The organism is Bartonella sp. AS69XJJH (assembly GCF_042195585.1).
Lineage (GTDB): Bacteria > Pseudomonadota > Alphaproteobacteria > Rhizobiales > Rhizobiaceae > Bartonella.
In genome coordinates, this window is sequence record NZ_JBHIOO010000002.1 from 123898 (window position 1) to 142789 (window position 18892).

At 37.4% G+C, this 18892-nt stretch carries 13 protein-coding genes; 7 read left to right on the forward strand and 6 right to left on the reverse strand.

The window, feature by feature from the left end; genetic code table 11:
- Nucleotides 1–10 precede the first annotated feature (10 nt).
- Together ACFIK6_RS01840 and rpoZ are read right to left on the reverse strand one after the other, a co-directional pair.
- Nucleotides 11–2236: a RelA/SpoT family protein gene (locus ACFIK6_RS01840; RefSeq protein ID WP_375641527.1), complete on the reverse strand. Its 2226-nt coding sequence runs from the start codon at nucleotides 2234–2236 to the stop codon at nucleotides 11–13.
- A gap of 127 nt (nucleotides 2237–2363) precedes the next feature.
- On the reverse strand, nucleotides 2364–2762 hold the full coding sequence (rpoZ, locus tag ACFIK6_RS01845) for a DNA-directed RNA polymerase subunit omega (RefSeq protein WP_273791104.1): 399 nt from the start codon (nucleotides 2760–2762) through the stop codon (nucleotides 2364–2366).
- A 557-nt stretch (nucleotides 2763–3319) separates the two neighbouring features.
- Here rpoZ and ACFIK6_RS01850 point away from each other — a divergent pair.
- On the forward strand, nucleotides 3320–3988 hold the full coding sequence (locus tag ACFIK6_RS01850; RefSeq protein ID WP_375641558.1) for a uracil-DNA glycosylase: 669 nt from the start codon (nucleotides 3320–3322) through the stop codon (nucleotides 3986–3988).
- A gap of 48 nt (nucleotides 3989–4036) precedes the next feature.
- Here ACFIK6_RS01850 and smpB read toward each other — a convergent pair whose 3' ends face one another.
- Complete coding sequence (gene smpB / locus ACFIK6_RS01855; RefSeq protein ID WP_012231306.1) at nucleotides 4037–4513, reverse strand: SsrA-binding protein SmpB; 477 nt, start codon at nucleotides 4511–4513, stop codon at nucleotides 4037–4039.
- 18 nt (nucleotides 4514–4531) lie between these two features.
- The gene (gene dapA / locus ACFIK6_RS01860; RefSeq protein WP_375641528.1) at nucleotides 4532–5416 is read right to left on the reverse strand and encodes a 4-hydroxy-tetrahydrodipicolinate synthase; all 885 of its coding nucleotides are present in this window, start codon (nucleotides 5414–5416) and stop codon (nucleotides 4532–4534) included.
- Between the two features lie 251 nt (nucleotides 5417–5667).
- Here dapA and ACFIK6_RS01865 point away from each other — a divergent pair, with 251 nt between their 5' ends.
- Complete coding sequence (locus ACFIK6_RS01865) at nucleotides 5668–7758, forward strand: lytic transglycosylase domain-containing protein (RefSeq protein WP_375641529.1); 2091 nt, start codon at nucleotides 5668–5670, stop codon at nucleotides 7756–7758.
- A gap of 1009 nt (nucleotides 7759–8767) precedes the next feature.
- Here ACFIK6_RS01865 and ACFIK6_RS01870 read toward each other — a convergent pair.
- The gene (locus tag ACFIK6_RS01870) at nucleotides 8768–9538 is read right to left on the reverse strand and encodes an energy transducer TonB (protein ID WP_375641559.1); all 771 of its coding nucleotides are present in this window, start codon (nucleotides 9536–9538) and stop codon (nucleotides 8768–8770) included.
- 241 nt (nucleotides 9539–9779) lie between these two features.
- Between ACFIK6_RS01870 and ACFIK6_RS01875 the strand changes: the two genes are divergently transcribed.
- From ACFIK6_RS01875 to ACFIK6_RS01895, 5 genes are all read left to right on the forward strand, one after another.
- Nucleotides 9780–11957, forward strand: coding sequence for a TonB-dependent hemoglobin/transferrin/lactoferrin family receptor (locus ACFIK6_RS01875; protein ID WP_375641530.1), 2178 nt, complete (start codon nucleotides 9780–9782; stop codon nucleotides 11955–11957).
- A 272-nt stretch (nucleotides 11958–12229) separates the two neighbouring features.
- Nucleotides 12230–13273 (forward strand): hemin-degrading factor, encoded by a 1044-nt coding sequence (locus ACFIK6_RS01880; protein WP_375641531.1) that lies wholly within the window; start codon nucleotides 12230–12232, stop codon nucleotides 13271–13273.
- Nucleotides 13274–13291: 18 nt separating this feature from the next.
- Nucleotides 13292–14194, forward strand: coding sequence for a hemin ABC transporter substrate-binding protein (locus ACFIK6_RS01885; protein ID WP_375641532.1), 903 nt, complete (start codon nucleotides 13292–13294; stop codon nucleotides 14192–14194).
- Between the two features lie 5 nt (nucleotides 14195–14199).
- Nucleotides 14200–15297 carry a FecCD family ABC transporter permease gene (locus tag ACFIK6_RS01890; protein ID WP_375641533.1) on the forward strand — a complete coding sequence of 366 codons (1098 nt, stop codon included), beginning with the start codon at nucleotides 14200–14202 and terminating at the stop codon, nucleotides 15295–15297.
- On the forward strand, nucleotides 15294–16127 hold the full coding sequence (locus tag ACFIK6_RS01895; protein ID WP_375641534.1) for a heme ABC transporter ATP-binding protein: 834 nt from the start codon (nucleotides 15294–15296) through the stop codon (nucleotides 16125–16127). The genes ACFIK6_RS01890 and ACFIK6_RS01895 overlap by 4 nt, the downstream gene beginning before the upstream one ends.
- 1154 nt (nucleotides 16128–17281) lie before the next feature.
- Here the strand turns inward: ACFIK6_RS01895 and ACFIK6_RS01900 are convergent.
- Entirely contained in the window at nucleotides 17282–18256 is a 975-nt protein-coding gene (locus tag ACFIK6_RS01900) for a tail fiber protein (RefSeq protein ID WP_375656948.1), read from the reverse strand.
- Nucleotides 18257–18892: the final 636 nt, after the last annotated feature.

An 18892-nucleotide genomic window follows, 5' to 3' on the forward strand; every position in this document is an offset into this window, starting at 1 on the left:
ATCTTTCTTTTTATCCATGAACCCGCCGTACTGTACTTACTGAACTTGCCTCTTTTAACTGAGAAAAAATACGATTCAAATGTTTTAAATCCCACACTTCCAAATCAATCATAATTTCTGTAAAATCTGGTGCTGTGCGGATAAAAGATAAATTTTGGATATTGGCATCGTTAGCAGAAATTATTTGTGTAATTTCAGCCAAAGAACCAGGACTATTTACAACCAAAATATTCATCCGTGCAGGAAAACGTTCATTCATTTGGGCATCAATATCCCAGCGGACATCAATCCATCGTTCTGGCTGATCATCATACGCCATCAAAGCTGAAGACTGTATTGGATAAATAACGATCCCAGCCCCTGGCTGCATAATACCAACAATCCGATCTCCAGGTACTGCTCCTTCCGGTGAAAAACGTACCGGTATATCTCCACCAGTTCCTCTAATAGGCAATGCTTTAGATTGATGATTCTCGACCATTGCATTCTTTTCATTTTCTGGAACTTTAAAAATCATACCTTGAGCATTTTCAATATTAAACCAACCTTCTTCCCCAGGCTTAAAAGATGACTTTTGTACCACACGGTGATCTTGATAATCAGGATAAACCGCTTTAATCACATCAGCGGAAAACAGCTCTCCACGCCCAACAGCAGCTAAGACATCCTCTACATCTTTACGCGCTAAACGTGGCAAAACTTTCTTCAAAATGTCTTTTGAAAATTGTTTTCCCATATATTCAAATGAACGCTCAAGAATACGATATCCTAAACCCGAATATTGTTTACGTACCGCTGCTCGACTTGCTCGTCGAATAGCTGAACGTGCTTTACCTGTGACAACAAGAAATTCCCATGCAGCTGGCGGAATTTGAGCGTGTGAACGAATAATATCAACCTCATCACCATTTTTTAATTTGGTCATTAAAGGCATAATACGACCATTGATTTTTACACCCACACAAGAATCACCAATGTCTGTATGGACGGCATAAGCAAAATCAATGGGTGTAGCTCCTTTAGGAAAAGCAATTAATCGACCTTTCGGCGTAAAACAAAAAACTTGGTCTTGAAAAAGCTCAAGTTTTGTATGTTCTAAAAACTCTTCTGGATTATCTCCATCAGACAAAGATTGTATCGTTTGACGCAGCCATGCATAGGCATTCGTTTCGCTTGATAACTTCATAGTCGAATAATTGGAACCGTGCTCTTTATATATGGAATGAGCAGCAACCCCATATTCAGCAACTTCATCCATAGCAGCCGTTCTAATTTGCAACTCAACACGTTGTCGCGATGGTCCCACAATTGTTGTATGAATAGAACGATAATCATTTTGCTTTGGTATAGAGATATAATCTTTAAAACGACCAGGAACCATTGGCCATGTCGTATGAATGACCCCAAGAGCACGATAACAATCATTCACGGACTCAACAATCACACGAAAACCAAAAATATCCGATAACTGTTCAAAAGATAATGCTTTACTTTCCATTTTGCGAAAGACTGAATAAGATTTTTTCTGACGGCTTTTAACATCTGCTTTAATGCCATGCTCGAAAAAAAGTTTTGTCAATTCATTTTCAATTGTGGAAAGCAAATCACGGTTGTGTTTCAATAATTCAGAAAGTCGATTGGTAATCGTACGATAACCTTCTGGATTTAAATAAAAAAAAGAGAGATCCTCTAATTCTTCGCGCATATCCTGCATACCCATACGGCCTGCAAGTGGCGCATAAATATCCATCGTCTCCTCAGCAATTCGTCGACGTTTATCATCACGCATAACACCAAGGGTACGCATATTATGAAGGCGGTCAGCAAGTTTGACTAAAAGAACGCGAACATCATCAGAAATGGCAATAAGAAGTTTACGAAGATTTTCTGCCTGTACGGCTTTCTTTGATACAAGATCAAGCTTATTAAGCTTTGTAAGTCCTTCAACCAACTTCCCAATTTCAGAACCAAAAAGCTGATCAATTTCTGCTCGTGTAGCGCTTGTATCTTCAATTGTATCATGCAAAAGAGCAACAGCAATCGTTGCCTCGTCCAACCGCATATCCGTCAAAATAGCAGCAACTTCTAAAGGATGAGAAAAATAAAGATCACCCGACGCACGCTTTTGATGTGCATGCTTTCTCATTGCATAATCATAGGCCTTGTTTAAAAGAGCCTCATCTACGTCAGACTTGTAACGCTGAACACGTCCAACAAGCTCACACTGACGCATCATACGAGCATATCCTTTATCTTTTCACACCCCTAATCCTTATTGAACACATCTTATCAATAAAAGACAAGAAAAATAACTGCCCCTTACATATAAGGTATCTTTACTCCTGTAATATAAATTGCCGCAATTAATAATCGTCACTTTTTTCTGGAACAACCAAACCTTCAATACCTGCTAAAAGCTCTTCTTCTGACATATGATCAAATGAAGTACCTTCTTCTTGCGACGACGTATTAAAAACACTTTCAGCTTCACCTGAATGAGTAATAAATTCACTTGCCATTTCTGGCTCATCTACTTCCACATGCTTTTGCAGCGAATGAATAAGGTCTTCCTTTAAATCAGCAGGCGACAACGTTTCTTCTGCTATTTCACGCAAAGCAACAACTGGATTTTTATCATTATCACGATCAACCGTAATCTGCGCTCCTTGTGAAATCTGACGCGCCCGATGACCTGCTAAAAGTACCAATTCAAAGCGGTTGTCAACTTTATCAATACAATCTTCTACCGTTACGCGGGCCATTTATGCCTCTTTCTCAAATAAAAAAATTTAATAGCGGATAGGGAAGTATATACAATAATCAAAATAAAACACAAGAAAAACAACACAAACTTTTATATTTTTTAATTACAGAACTTATTTAAGAAAATTCTTGGAAAATTTATAAGAATATATAGCCTATACATGCTCGTTATCAAAGCTGCTTTTAAAAGCATTCCAATAAATTGGCTTCAAACAAAGGGAGATCTTTCTTGACAAAATGTTTGTCTGGAGTCTTCATCCTTTTAAAAGGAATACCAGCTGTTTAAAATCCTTTGCAATAACAGCAGCCTTATGCATACTTTTTATGATAATATCTGTATTTAAAGAGAGAGCTTTTTTTCTTTGAACATCATGTGTATTGCACTCTTATTCATCGAATAAATTACTGAAAGATTACCTCTCTTTACACAATAATTAGTAATAAGTTTATATTAAACTTTCTTTATATTCATTATAGATTGTTTCTCAAAACATAACCCGTCATATACGCTATAAAAGACTCAAAAAAATAGAAAAAACGATTGATGCCTAACACCATGAATAGCCAATTAACATCACTTTGCCCAGAACCGCCCCAAAATTGCAATTTATGTCCTAGGCTCCATCAGTTTATCGCTGACTGGCGTGTAAAAGAACCAAGTTGGTATAACGCACCAGTGCGCCCATTCTTTCCTTATAAAGGGCCAGACACAACACGCCTTCTTATTGTTGGGCTTGCTCCTGGATTACGCGGAGCCAATCGAACTGGACGTCCATTTACTGGTGATTATGCTGGGCATTTACTTTATTCAACTTTAAAAAAGTTTGGTTTTGCCCAAGGAACCTTTGAAGAAAGAGCAGACGATACTCTCGAACTTATTGATGCGGCAATCGTTAACTCTGTTCGTTGCGTTCCACCAGAAAATAAACCCACCGGTGCAGAAATTAACACGTGCCGCTATTTCTTCTCACCTCTTTTAACAAATCTTCCCAAACTTAAAGCCGTTATTACCTTAGGCACCATTGCGCACCATTCAACGATACGTGCCCTTAATGCAAAAGTTTTATCTCACCCTTTTGGACACGGTGAAATCAATAACATCGGCAGATTACGCATCTTTTCGAGCTATCACTGTTCTCGTTATAATACAAATACTGGACGCTTGACAGACGCCATGTTTCACCAAATCTTTCAAGCAGCAAAAACATACTTAGATCAATGCTAAAACTGTTTTAAAAAGTGCTATAAATAAAGGATATCTAGATCGCATCCGTCATCCATACCTTTTTAAAAGTCTTGCTTTTTCACGTCCCCAATCGCGTTTTTTTTCTGTTTCGCGCTTATCATGAAGCTTTTTCCCCCGCGCTAGAGCGATCTCCAACTTAACGCGCCCTCGTTCATTAAAATAAAGTTTGAGAGGAACAAGTGTCATTCCTTCACGAGACGTTGCATTAAAAAAACGTGCCATCTCACGTTTTGAAAGTAATAACTTGCGCAAACGTCGCGGTTCATGATTAAAACGATTAGCCTGCGTATATTCAGGAATATAGCTGTTTACTAACCATAATTCCCCATTCTCAAAACTCGCATAGCTTTCCGCAATATTGGCATGATTAGAACGTAGGGACTTCACTTCCGCTCCCTGAAGGACAAGACCAGCCTCGAGATTATTAAGGATTTCAAAATTAAAACGTGCTTTACGATTGTCAGCAATTATTTTCCGTACGGGCGCGTTCTTTTTTTTATTCATGGCTTTGTCAATATCATTCTATGCTTTTAAAAGACCAGCATGACTGAGGGCAGCATCAATAATCTTCTTTGTGCTTTCTGTTAATGGAACAATAGGAGAACGCACTGTATCACCACAAAATCCTAATTTTGCAGCGGCATATTTAATACCTGCTGGACTAGGTTCAATAAATACAGCACGATTAAGAGGCATCAAGCGATCATTTAGTTCTCGTGCTGTTTTATAATCACCACGAAAACAAGCAGCTTGAAGCTCTGCACAAAGCTTTGGAGCAACATTTGAGGAAACTGAAATACACCCCACACCTCCATGTGCATTAAAACCTAATGCCGTACAATCATCGCCGGAAAGCTGCACAAAATCTTTTCCACACTTTTCACCTTGTTCACTAACGCGCTCAATTCTGCTCGTTGCATCCTTAACACCAATGATATTGTTAAAATCTTGATAAAGGTCTCTCATCGTTTCTACAGCCATATCGATAATAGAACGACCAGGAATATTATAAATTATAATCGGAATAGAAACAGCTTTGGCAATGGAAGAAAAATGTTTGTATAAACCAGATTGATTTGGTTTATTATAATAGGGAGTGACAACCAAAACTGCATCTGCACCAGCTTTTTGCGCATATTGTGCAAGCTCTACAGCCTCACTTGTGCTATTTGATCCCGCTCCGGCCACAACAGGAACACGCTTTGCGACCTTCTCAACACACAATTCTATAATCCGCTTATGTTCTTCATGACTTAACGTTGCTGATTCACCTGTTGTCCCAACAGGGCTTACGCCGTTAATCCCTTGTGTGATCTGCCATTCAACAAAATCACAAAACGCCTTCTCATCAATTGCGCCCTTGTTATCAAACGGTGTGATAAGCGCAGTTATCGCTCCCTTGAGCATGATAAACTCCCTATAATGTTTGCTTTTATTTTTTATAATCGCCTTTTATAAATTTTAAATAGAGCATAATCTTGCTCTATCATTGAAGCAAGATGAATTTCAAAAAAAGCCCTTATAAGATGAAAATGCCCCTCCTTAAATGTTGAACATTTCTTTTAAATAAGCCGTCTATATTAACGCGTTTTTCACGCTTGTGTTCTATAAATCCTTAAGTTTTTTTACAAAAAGCAAGGTCTCAAGGTCTTTTCTCTATGCGTGTATTTGCCACCTCTCTTTTCGTATCAACCTTTACTGCACTTATACTGGCAATAAGAATTTTATTTTCAAGTGCATACGCGCAAACACCCCTTTTACAAGGGAAAACGCCAATCCCTTTGGTTCGCCCTACTCCCTTTACCGCAAAAGAAGCTCAAGAATCTCTTCAACAGATACACACGACACCGCACAATGCTGCTACACTTCAGCAACTGAAAGCTGGGCTAGATGCACTAGCAAATAACAATATTGCAAAAACAATAAATCTTCGTAATTCAATGGAAAAACATAGCCTTGATCGTCATATTTTGACATGGGCGTTGGGGGTATCAAACCAAGCGAATATACCAAGTTCTGAAATATTTAATGCAATCAACATGCTAAAAGGATGGCCAGGTATAGAAACGATGCAACGCAATGCTGAACGTGCTTTTCTTAACGAAACCAACGTCACACGCGCAATCATCCAAAAATTTTCTCATCACCCGCCCCAAACAGCACAAGGAATGGCTCTCTTCGCTAAAGCACTTATCGCAACGGGACAAACCACTCGTGCTCAACACGTTATTGCACCATGGTGGCATAAAACACAGCTTAATGCAAAAGAAGAAGTATTTGTTCTTAAAAATGCAAGCGCTGCATTAAAACCTATTGATCATTTGAAACGCATGCAGTTTATGCTGTATACACATCGTTTTGATTCAGCAGCACGCGTTGCAAAATTAGCCCATGCTCAATCTCTTTTTGATGCTTTTGTGGCCGTTGAAAAAAATGATCCTAGAGCTACACAAAAATTGAAAGCTGTAGAGAGATCATGGCAAAAAGATCCTCTTTTTCAGTTTGCTCGAATACGCCATCTTCGACGAACAGAGCAATATGATGCAGCCGCAGCACTCATGATGAAAACATCAAAAGATGCATTCCGCCTTATGAACCCTCATTCATTGTGGAAAGAACAACGCGCCCTTTCTCGTGAAATGCTCGATTTAAACAAACCAAAAATCGCTTATCAACTCGTTACAATGCACACTGGTATAACATCTGCATTAGCTATCGATGCTGAGTTTCATGCAGGATGGTACGCACTACGGTTTCTTCATAACCCTAAATTGGCAATGCAGCATTTTTCACGTATTCCTCAACTCTCTTCTTTACCTTTTTCTGCATCACGTGGATATTACTGGATGGGACGAACAGCAGAAAAGCTAGGAGAACATAAAAATGCCCAGCAATACTTTCATCGCGCAGCTCATTTTGGTGCAACTTACTATGGTCAATTAGCCGCTGCACGACTCAACCAAAAAAAGCTTAAAGTGTCTTTTCCCAAACCAACAACCGCTGAGCGACAACATTTCAGTGCACGAAAAGCGATCAAAGCAATTCAACGTCTTGAAGCAGCCGGCTATGCTGATTTTGCTAAAATTTTTTATAGAGAGCTCGGAAAAAAAATAGAAAGCCCCGGTGAATTAGCTCTTCTAGCTGTTATGGCAGAAAAAAATGGTGACTATTATACCAGCCTCAAAATTGGAAAAATGGCTGTTATTCAGGGAAAAAATGTCGGGGCACTCTCTCATCCTCTGGGAGCTATACCAGCTTCTACTAATATTTCTGTAGAAGAAAAATCGCTTATCTATGCCATTGCACGCCAAGAAAGCGAATTTAATCCAACAGCCATATCAAAAGCAGGTGCACAAGGTATACTCCAATTGCTTCCTACAACAGCAAAAGCACTGGCAAAAAAATACTCAATCACATGGTCTCCTAAAAAGTTTAGCAGTGATGCTCATTATAATGCAACATTAGGTGCCCATTTTCTCAATGAACAATTAGAACGTTTTAATGGATCCTATATACTAACTCTTATTGGCTATAATGCGGGTCCCCGTCGAGTCAATGAATGGATAAAACGTTATGGCGATCCTCGAGGACAATCTCTCGATAATGTCATTGATTGGATTGAACGTATTCCTTATACAGAAACACGTAATTACGTGATGCGTGTCATGGAAAATTATGGTGTCTACAAAGCAAGACTTACTGGGAAAATAGATATAAAAACCGACCTGCTTTCTGGTCGATGGAAATAATATGCCTTAACTTCCCAAATAGCATTTGAAAACGTTCATAAGAAGTGTTTTTATTCCTTTTTAAATGGTACCCACATACCAACCTGCTTATGATGTATAAGCAATTAATTTTAATTGATTCAGTATCAATAAATTCGAAATGAGAAAACCCTCCGCTATTCGGGTCTTTTATTCCAAATACAAAATGATAAATTATCATTATAAATCAATATGTTGTACAAATAATTTATTTTTTCTCAACATAAACGACAATATCATAGAAATTATAAAGAGAAGAGTAAAACAAATAACTCATCCTTTTACTGTTGCTTATTAGTCAATATTCAAATCTTGCGAAATAGCATATTTTAAGACTATTTTTTTCTGCTTATAACATTTCTATACCAAATAAGAGCACGTTATATATATGTCGTTTGGATTATCTTTGATAACAGAAAGGCAGACTCATTGAGTTAGAAAGCCTTAAAGACAAACAATTTTCTTCTACCCCTTCCCTTTTTATTCGGTTTTACGACTTTTAAATATGTCAATATCTTTTAATGATGAAGATGAAGCTTTGCTTTTTGTTTTTCTCATTTTTATATATAAGCTCACATCCTTTACACAAAATAGAGCATCCCCAAATAGTATGTTTTTCTTATTTATATTCTTGTTTTATTTTAATGTTTCTAAGTCTATTTCACAACGGTGTATCTGAAAAGTACTTACGAAAATCCTCTTACGAATGGTATAAAAATCGATTAGACACGATTAACCTTTACTTCATAAAAGCTATAGCTCTATCATCTCTTAACGCCCGATGTTGCAACAGCCCTTTCATTTAGAGTATTTATAAAAAGTATATTCACTGCTTTTAGAAGTTTTTTATCTATGCTTCCCCTCAACTTGTGTCATAAGTAAGCAGATGGTTTCGATTGATTCAACGTCAAAAAATTCGAACGAACTATATTTGAACTTTCATTCAAATTATAAATAAATATATTATAAGAAAAGCGCCCCGCATAAAAAATCAGCTAAATATTAGGGATACTCTGATTATTTTCTTCACTTTTGATGGTGGAGGGGGAGGAAAAGAACCAACGCGTTGAAGTGCTGCCATAGCCAATCGATCCAGTTCTGGATCTCCAGCAGAAACGACGACACGGCTAGAAAAAATACTCCCCCGCTCATGCACCATAAATTCTAACTTCACCGTTCCTTTTGCTCGACTGGTACGCTGTCCTACAACATAATTTTTTTGCCTTTCTAATTGTGACTGTACCTTTGCTAACCACTCCATTAACAACGTATCTTCAAGCCCTGCTGTACCACCACCCTTGTTGGTGGAAGAAGAACGTACCACCTTTGCATTGGAGCGCTTTACTACAGCTTTTGGCGTCGGTATTGTCTTTTTGATAAACGCTTTATGCTCCACTTTTTGAGGAAGGGGTTCTTCCAAAGACTTTAAGTCATCTTGTTCTGCCATATGCTGAGGTTCTTCCGATTGAACTTCATCCACAGATTCCAATTCCTCTGACTCCTGCTCTAGGAGATCAGTCCGTAATACTTCTGGCTCTGTATGAATATCTGACTCTGTGTGAATATCTGGTAAGTCTGTATCAACATCCGGATAGATAGTTTCTTGCACAAAAGTCAGCATAATCTCCGACGAGAGTAAGCCATTACTTACACCAGTACTTTGAAAATAAAACTGCGCTCCCAATAATACGTGCAAAAAGAAAGCTCCAACAAATGCACCAATCCAAAGAGTTAATAATTGCTTCGTATTTGCAAAATTCATCGTTTCTTCTGCCACTATTTTAAGCTTAATATTGGTGTTCAATCTCATTAAAACAGGCTATTTTGAAATTGCAACTTTTTTCTTGACTGATTTTGTCATGTTTAATATGGTTTTCCAGTGATTTTGTGTTGTTGTCAAAATCATTTCTACTTGGCTGGCAAGTTTTAATCAGCGGGCCCAGCCTTTTTGTATGAATATAAAATTTCAAACAGAGGGGATGTTAAAAGGGTTATGATGTGTTATGCAAATAAGACGAAAAAATATCTATAAAAGCTGTGTAATTTTAAGTGCATTATCGGTCTGTATACCTTCATTTGTTTTTGCACAAAACAGCGATAAGAGTACTGTAACTGAGCTCAAGCCAATCCTTATTAAAGGAAAAAAAATAGAAGATGCTTCAAATTCAATAACCATTCTAACTGACCGTAAAACCAATAAGAATATTGATGAAAAACAAATAACTGATGTTTATGATGTGAGTCGTCTTAATCCTTCTGTCTCCTATAACTCGGGAAGTAATAGTTTCGTTATCCGTGGTTTAGATGCAAACCGTGTTCTTACGACAATGGATGGTATTTCTCTTCCATGGTATAATGATATATTCCGTGGTGGAGGCGGAAACACAACTTTTGATTTCAATGCTCTTTCTACGTTTGATACTATTCAAGGATCAGATTCTAGTCTTTATGGTTCTGGCGCCCTAGGAGGAATAATTGCTCTGCGTACCCTTAATCCTGAAGATCTTATCGTGGAAGGAAAGAATTGGGGTAGCCTTATAAAAGGTGGTTATCATTCTGTTGATAATAGTTGGCGCATCGATCAAGCTTTTGCTGTGCGTAATTACCGAACATTTTTGCTTTTCCAAGGGTCTTATGTAGAAGGTCATGAGCGCAAAAATATGGGAACAGTGGGAGGATATGAAGAACGCACACGTAAAAACCCCTCTCACTTTGACAAAAATAACTTGCTTTTTAAAATTCATCAATATTTGAGTGATAATCATCGGCTTGGTTTTACTGCAGAGCGTTTTGGTCATAATAGTAACGCGCATGCATTAAATTCGTCTAAAAGATATGCTCCAGGTTCCGTTTATGAACGGGATAATAGACTCCGTGAGCGTTTTTCTCTTTCTTACAATTATAATGGTAATGGTGATGCGGTTCTTGATGCGTTTAGTGGGCTGCTTTATTGGCAAAGGCAATCAAGTCATTCCGTTACGACTGGCGTTCGTGTTTCAGCTCCTAAAGGGGATTATTTGAGAGATAATTTTTTGCGGAATATCAATTATGGTTTCAATGCTGATGCACTTAAAAAAGTGGATTTTGGCACTGTAAGCCACACGTTAAAGTTTGCAACGAATGTTTCGTCATCTAAATCTCATCACTATTTGTTTGGTAAAGACAACTGTCATATAAAAGAATATGCTCGAGGATGTCTTTTTGTTCCTGCTAATCGATCAGATTCGCCAGACACAAATGGTTACAATTTGGGTTTTGCTTTTGAAGATGAAATTGGATTCGTTGATGATCGTTTTCGTGTAACACCGGGAATCCGGTATGATTGGTACAAATATATTCCTCAGAAAACATCTTCTTATGAGAAATCACTGATTTCTGATAAATTCCCTCCAGAAAGAAATGGATCACGCTTTTCTCCTAAATTACGCGTGGAGTGGGATGTTCGTAATCAAGTAACGCTCTATGCTCAATGGGCACAAGCTTTTCGTGCACCACGTATTTCAGAACTTTATGTCTCTTATATCAAACCTTCTGCTTATTACGTGAAAGGAAATCCTGACCTTCAACCAGAAACAAGCAATGGGTATGATGTGGGGATACGCTATGGAAATGTAAATTTCGGTGGTTCCTTCAATGCCTTTATCAACCAATATAAGAATTTCATAGATACCGAGGATAGAGGTCCATCAGAAGAATTCAAATTTGCGCGTCGGCATTACATGAATCGCTTCCGCGTGCAAATTTTTGGTGTTGAAACAAAAGCGCATCTAGTTCTTAAAAATGGTTTTCATGGCAATATTGCTCTTTCTTATTCACAAGGAAAAGATCTTGATAAAAAAGAGTATCTTAACTCAATTTCTCCTTTGAAAACAGTTATCGGTTTAGGATATGCAAAAGAAGTTTGGGGAAGCGATGTTATCCTTACTGTAGCAGCCAAACGTGACAAAGTAGCTAAGGCATCGGATTACCAAAAAATTCCAGGATACTATGTCGTTGATATGACAGGGTGGTGGAAACCATTCGGTGAACCGGGTCCTGTTATAAGGGCTGGTGTTTATAATCTGTTCAATCAAAAATATTGGAATGTTTCAGATCTTCCTTCCGGTGCAAGCTCAACACCGAAGGATTATTATAGTCAGCCTGGTCGTAACTTTAAAGTTTCGTTCGTGCAAAAATTCTAGTCGCTTTTGTTAACCATTAGATCAATGAAAAAGGTTATATTGATAAAAAATAAATTATTGCGTTTCTGTTCTCATTGTTCTTTGAACAACAAGTTTTGAAGTTTTCGCTTTAACTCTTGGTAATTTATTGGTTTTTATTGTTCTACTGTTGATAAAATAAGGGCTTGTTTCGTGGTGGGTTGAACCATTAGTTGATAGTGGTTCGACTCACTGTCTTTCTAGTTGTAAAATTAAACAATTAACCTTCAAACAGGTAACATAAGGATAAGCCCATGTCATACACAGCCGAAATAATTCTTCGTTTGCGTGAAGAAAAAAAAGAGATGCGTAGCCGTGATTTCGCGGACTCTATTGGTATATCCGAAGCAGAACTCATTGCGGCTTATTGTACAATTGGAAAAGCAAAAAGACTGCGCGCTGATGTCGCTACTTTCTTGGAAAATTCTCCTAAACTTGGCACAGTTATGGCATTGACACGTAATGATAATGCTGTCCATGAAATAACAGGATGTTTTGAGAAGATTGTTCAAAGCCAGCATATCCCGATAACACTCGGTGAAATTGACTTGCGTATTTTTTCAAAACAATGGAAGTTTGGTTTCGAGCATGACGTGATTATTCTCGGAACACCTATGAAAAGTTTGCAATTCTTTGATCAATCTGGCATGGCTATTTTCAAACTCTATTCTAAAGACACGACAAATATGGAAGAATGGGCCGTACTTGTTGAAAAATTGCTTCATGACGATCAGTCACCTGTACTTGATATTTCTCCCGTTCCTCCTCCAGTACAATGTGATATGGCAAAGCTGGATGTTGAAAAATTTCGAGATTGTTGGCGTCAGATGACTGATGTACATCAGCTTCATAGGATTATTTCTGAACTGAAAATTAATCGACATGATGCTGTGAAACATGCCGGCAATGAATTTGCCGATGAATTACAGATAGAAGCTGTTGAGATGATGCTCAGACACGTTGCACAACAAGAGTTACCAATTATGTGTTTTGTCGGTAACAAAGGGTGCGTCCAAATTTTCACTGGGAAAGTAAAGAACATTAAGCAAGTGGGACCTTGGCTTAATGTTCTCGATCAAAAATTTCATCTCCATTTACTCGTTTCTGGATTTGATAAGGTATGGCGTGTTCGCAAACCTACGATTGATGGTTATGTCAGCTCACTTGAAGTTTTCGATAAAGATGATGAGATGATTATTCAATTCTTTGGCGTACGCAAGGAAGGTCAAAAAGAACGTGAAGATTGGCGCTCTTTATTGAATAGTTTGCCATCATGCCAAGAAAACAGCAGTGACTAAGATAAGGTAAGGTTGGACATGTTCATATCTCTTTTACATAGGTTATCAAACCTTTTTCTTATGTGTTTACTGCTCTCTCTTACCTGTTTTTCTAAACAAGTGATTGCTGAACCCACAACCCGTTTTCCTGAAAATGCTCGTATTGTTTCTATCGGCGGAGCACTTACAGAAATTGTCTATGCATTGGGAGCCCAAGATCAACTTGTCGCCCGTGATAGTACAAGCGTCTACCCACAAGAAGCGCTCAAGCTTCCTGTGCTTGGATATATGCGTGCTCTTTCACCTGAGGGTGTTTTATCACTTGCCCCAGAAGGCATATTGCTTGTTGAAGGAAGCGGTCCCGCTTCAACAATTGATATTCTCAAAAAAACATCAATACCTCTGGTGATCATACCAGAAGACTATTCCCGTGAAAATGTGATAGAAAAGATTCGTCTCGTTGGTCAAGCCATTCATCGGGAAGTGCAAGCGGCTGCGTTAATTGAGAAATTGAAGCGTAATTTTTTAGACAACGATGCGCTTTTGGCGAAAGTAACAAGACCAAAGCGTGTTCTTTTTGTTTTCTCTGTGCAAAATGGACGCGTCATGGCATCTGGAACAGGTACTGCAGCTGATAGTATGATAAAACTTTCAGGCGCTATCAATGCTATCACCGATTATAAAGGATATAAACTTCTCAACGGCGAAGCGTTATTGAAATCAGATCCCGATGTTATCTTACTTGTAAAACATGGTGCAAAATCAACCAGTATTGATAAGATTTTAGCCATACCGGCAGTTCAAGCAACAACTGCAGCAAGAAATCATGCCATAAAACAGATGGATGCTATGTATTTTTTAGGATTCGGTCCACGCACTGCAGACGCGTCAAGAGAACTTATTCATATGCTTTATGGTGCAAATCAAAACGGTAAGAGCTGACAAACATGGTAGACGGTACATCGATGATGCATTTACCCGAAGCAAAAGAAGGTAAAAAAATAAACCGTTCAAAGCAGGGAAAGATTTTATTATTAAGCTTAATAATATTCCTTATCTTCAGTATTTTTGCTGGGCTCTTGAATGGTGCAGCAAAGGTTTCTTTCGTTGATCTCCTCCATGTAATGCTTACACAAGATTTTTCGGTAAGTAGTAAAACGCGTGATTACCTCGTGCTTATCGACATAAGGCTTCCCCGCGTTATCTTGGGATTATTGATTGGAGCAGCTTTAGCTGTCTCCGGTGTTCTTATGCAAGGGCTTTTCCGTAACCCTCTTGCAGATCCTGGGATTGTAGGTGTATCAGCAGGTGCTGGACTTGGAGCAGTCTTAGCAATTGTTGTAGGTTTTGCTTTTCCTGTTTCATTTGCACCTTTTCTAGAGCCTTACAAAGTTATCATGGGTGCTTTTTTGGGTGGACTTTTGTCCACGATTATTCTCTACATCATAGCAACGCATAATAGCTTTACCTCTATTGCAACCATGCTGCTTGCTGGTATTGCTCTTGGTGCATTAAGCAGTGCAGTTGTTGGAACATTGATTTTTATCGCAAATGACCAACAACTCCGTGATATCACTTTTTGGAGTCTTGGCTCTCTTGCGGGCGCTACATGGTTGAAAGTATGGCTCGTTCTCCCTTTCATTGTTATTGGTCTTCTTTTCTCTCCCTTTTTATCACGAGCACTTAATGCCCTTGCTCTTGGAGAAGCTGTTGCTGGCCATATTGGTTTCCATATTCAACGCGTTAAAAATATTGCTATTCCCCTAGTTGCTCTTATGTGTGGTAGTGCTGTTGCTGTCAGTGGTGGTATTGGTTTTATTGGTATTATTGTTCCTCATATTTTACGTCAGCTCATTGGTCCTGATCATCGCTATCTCATTCCTTGCTCTGCTCTCTTGGGAGCAGCATTACTTATTTTTGCTGATACGTTTGCACGCTTAATTGTTGCCCCCGCAGAATTGCCGATTGGAATTGTAACAGCACTTTTTGGTGCTCCTTTCTTTCTATGGATCCTTATATGCAAACGAGGAACAGACTTTTCATGATTGAAGCGACAAATATTTGTGTTCAGCGCAGAAAGAAGCAGATTCTTAAACACATTAATCTTCAAGCTAAAAGTGGTGCTTTTACCATTATTATTGGTCCTAATGGATCAGGAAAAAGTACTTTTATCAAAGCTCTGAGTGGTGAAATTCCTTACAGTGGAAAAATAACCTTAAATGGTTGTGATGTATGCCAAACAAAAACGCATGAAATGGCAAAAATGCGTGCTGTGCTACCACAATCAACAACGCTCGTATTTCCATTTTTAGTTCATGAAGTTGTAGGACTTGGCCTTTCTGTAAACCAATTTACCATTGCCAAAACCGAATTGCAAAATCTTATCCAAAAGGCTTTAGAGTGCGTTGACCTTTCTGATTATGGCAACCTGTATTATCACCAATTATCAGGCGGAGAACAAGCTAGAGTACAACTTGCCCGTGTACTTTGCCAAATCTGGAAACCTGTTCATAATGGGATTCCTCGCTGGATGATATTAGATGAACCTATTGCTAGCCTCGATATTCAACATCAAATCATCGTTATGGATATTGCTAAACAATTTGCCCATTCTGGTGGCGGCGTTCTTGCTGTTCTTCATGACCTCAATCTCGCGGCACATTATGCAGATAACATGATCTTGCTCAAGGACGGAGAGATTTATTGCGAAGGAAATGCAACGAACGTTTTGACAACACAAAATCTCCGCGATGTTTATCATTGTTCTTTAAACGTTTCTGAATTACCTAAAGAAGATATCCCTTTTGTACTTCCTCAAACGGCATCCTCCTACGAAATTAGACCTCTAAGCTATCGGCTTCAATCTAAAAACTAAAGTCCATAGCAAAATAAAACACGCAAATATTTGAGAATCTTTTTTATTTTTATATGAACTCCTTTTTGTCATTTGTCATTTTAAACAAGAAGACTAAGCACCATAAAGATATTTTTGGAAAAAACTACTCGTTTAAAATCCTTCAAGATTTTACGTAACTAAAAACATGTGAAATTTTGTTTTGCTATCATACTGTTAGATAGTATGAATTTATAAAACATACATATGCGCTCCCCACTCTTTCTATCACTTTTATCTTTATAAAAATGATTCAAGAAATGTGTACAAATGCCTTTGTTATAATAATGGGGTGTATTATTTATACCTTCTAAGGACCATATAGAAATCAAGTACCTTTCTCCCATCTATAAAAGATTTATCTGTAGCTGTAATAGTAATATTTTCTTTATAATATATATATATATACTTTAGCTTTTTGTATAAATAAATATTGATTTATAATGATACTTTTTACTTCTCTCTCTATATATAATTGTTTATTGGCATATTACAAAAAGTTAACCTATTGAATAAAAACTTTAAAATAAACTCAATAACGCTTCTTGTAAGCCCCTTAATGCAAAAAAATGCGGAATATAGGGATGGGGAGAAAGTATAGAAAAAGTGTTTGTCTGCTGCTTCACAAGCATAACGACGATTCCACTCAAGAGAGTACTATCATTTACAGATAAAGCCTACACCATGGCAATGCAAAGAAATGAAATTGACAACAAGATAAGAGATATCTTTATGAGACGAATTAACTCATACAGAGTATGCTGTTTTTGCACAAAAAACGTTAAAAACATTGTACCTTTTTATGCCTCAGGTTGAATAATTTTATCACCTTACCCCCTATCAAAACACCTTATGAAAAAATACATCCCAGATCACTTCACGGCACAATTTAAATAAGTTTTACACATTTTCTCTATGTTATCATACAATTATAAAAAAGTTATGATTTTCTTTTTCTGATAATAAATTATATCCTTAACTCTTTCTTTTAATCATTTTAAAATCGTTTTTTTTGACTCCCTCAAGTATCGTATTAACAATATAGATTTCCTCTTCATAGACGAAGAAAATAACGCGGAATTACTCCGCGCTAACAAAATTATCAGGGTGTATAGATTATTATTACTCAAACATACTCATGATTTTATAGCATAGACAACGGTTGTATTAACAGGGCGCGTTTCTGCCTCACCTGTATGGGAAAGAGTTATCTTGTGTGTATGTGCACCAGCAGAACCTGTTTTCCCTTTCAGGGTCGCATCATAGGTATAATGATTCGGTAGTCTCCCAATATCACCAGTTGGCCATCCAACTCCTTTATACTCAAAACTATGCGCGTGCTCGCCTGCATTTTCAATGCTCCCAATATGCGTATGCGATTTTATGCTATCTTGTTGTTCATCTGCAAATTTTCTACCACCATCTACCCCCCGACCATTATCAAAGCCGCGTAAAAACATGCCTCTAAAATCAGGAACTTTAAACGTTTTATTGCTGTCTTTACCCCATTTATCACCTATTGCCTTGAATAACTGCGGATAATCTTCACGCTTATAGGCCTTACCATCACATAAAAGCCAACCATTTGGCACATTTTGCATAGCAAATGTTGCAATGAATCCAGCAGGAAAACTTTCTATCTTTGGTGGTGTAGGATTTAATAAATACCAACCCTCATGCTCTTTTATTAAAACACCATTATTGTATATCATTTCATAAATGCCATCTGTTTGAAATTCTCCACCTTCTAATGGCATAACCCCCGCATCAGTGGCTTTATAGATACGCTTTTCTCCTATATTATTAACAGTTATTGTTGTCGCGCCAATATTTACACCACAAGCTTTAAAACGTATGATGATATCATTGTTGTATTTCTTTATAGGTGAAACTGTCTTTAAGGTAATTAATGTTGTTTTATCTTCCACATTTACTGTAAAGCTTGAATTAATAGAACCACCATTATCTGCAAGATATTCACGCACGCGCTGCATCATCGCCCGTGCACTATCATTAACAGAACTAGGCGGCTGACCTTCTGCCCAATTAATGATACTATCTGAATAAGCATTTTCATCAGCCTTTAGAGACCAATCGTAAATATTAGACATTATAAATCCCCCTTTATTTTCATAGTTTTTCTAACAACTTCTCGTTCTGTGCACTAAAATGTGCTACCGTCGTTGATTGGTTTATCATAACCACTGCACCATTTGTATTTACGCATTTTACCTCTCTTCACTCCTTGTAATTTAATAACTTGTAATTTAATAACCTAAATTCACCAGATGCTTTACATAACATTAGTATTGATGCTTTCTTTTCTAATGTGTAATGTAATCACCTCATCTGATGTTACTTAATATCTTTTTTGTTGCTTTGCTGTTGTTATATACTTATTTTTCAAATCTTGCTTCTTGTTGCAAAATTTATAAATACTGTTCAGAATTTTCCTTATTATGGATTTCATATAACCATTATTGAATGTAATAACTTATCATCCACATAGAAAGTTTCTAACTTAAACATTATCTTTTTTTATTTTTTCAATAGTTTAAATCTATTTCGTCGATATTTTATACCATGCATTTTAAACAAAGAAACTCTATCTTTTGGCTATCATTTGTATTAAAATTTTAAAAGTTAGCTTCAAATTCTTTGCATGCTTCATCATGTTTTTATTCGCATGCAGATACTTTGTTCTATTTTATTCAATTTATTCCTGAAATTGTGTTACAAGATCAGCA

Bases quoted from the DNA above. Each gene is read 5' to 3' on its own strand.
- dapA (WP_375641528.1), bottom strand. From the start codon at position 5,416: ATGCTCAAGGGAGCGATAACTGCGCTTATCACACCGTTTGATAACAAG.
- ACFIK6_RS01890 (WP_375641533.1), top strand. From the start codon at position 14,200: ATGGTAGACGGTACATCGATGATGCATTTACCCGAAGCAAAAGAAGGT.
- ACFIK6_RS01900 (WP_375656948.1), bottom strand. From the start codon at position 18,256: ATGTCTAATATTTACGATTGGTCTCTAAAGGCTGATGAAAATGCTTAT.
- smpB (WP_012231306.1), bottom strand. From the start codon at position 4,513: ATGAATAAAAAAAAGAACGCGCCCGTACGGAAAATAATTGCTGACAAT.
- ACFIK6_RS01895 (WP_375641534.1), top strand. From the start codon at position 15,294: ATGATTGAAGCGACAAATATTTGTGTTCAGCGCAGAAAGAAGCAGATT.
- ACFIK6_RS01840 (WP_375641527.1), bottom strand. From the start codon at position 2,236: ATGATGCGTCAGTGTGAGCTTGTTGGACGTGTTCAGCGTTACAAGTCT.
- ACFIK6_RS01875 (WP_375641530.1), top strand. From the start codon at position 9,780: ATGCAAATAAGACGAAAAAATATCTATAAAAGCTGTGTAATTTTAAGT.
- ACFIK6_RS01870 (WP_375641559.1), bottom strand. From the start codon at position 9,538: ATGAATTTTGCAAATACGAAGCAATTATTAACTCTTTGGATTGGTGCA.
- ACFIK6_RS01850 (WP_375641558.1), top strand. From the start codon at position 3,320: ATGAATAGCCAATTAACATCACTTTGCCCAGAACCGCCCCAAAATTGC.
- ACFIK6_RS01885 (WP_375641532.1), top strand. From the start codon at position 13,292: ATGTTCATATCTCTTTTACATAGGTTATCAAACCTTTTTCTTATGTGT.
- ACFIK6_RS01865 (WP_375641529.1), top strand. From the start codon at position 5,668: ATGCGTGTATTTGCCACCTCTCTTTTCGTATCAACCTTTACTGCACTT.
- rpoZ (WP_273791104.1), bottom strand. From the start codon at position 2,762: ATGGCCCGCGTAACGGTAGAAGATTGTATTGATAAAGTTGACAACCGC.
- ACFIK6_RS01880 (WP_375641531.1), top strand. From the start codon at position 12,230: ATGTCATACACAGCCGAAATAATTCTTCGTTTGCGTGAAGAAAAAAAA.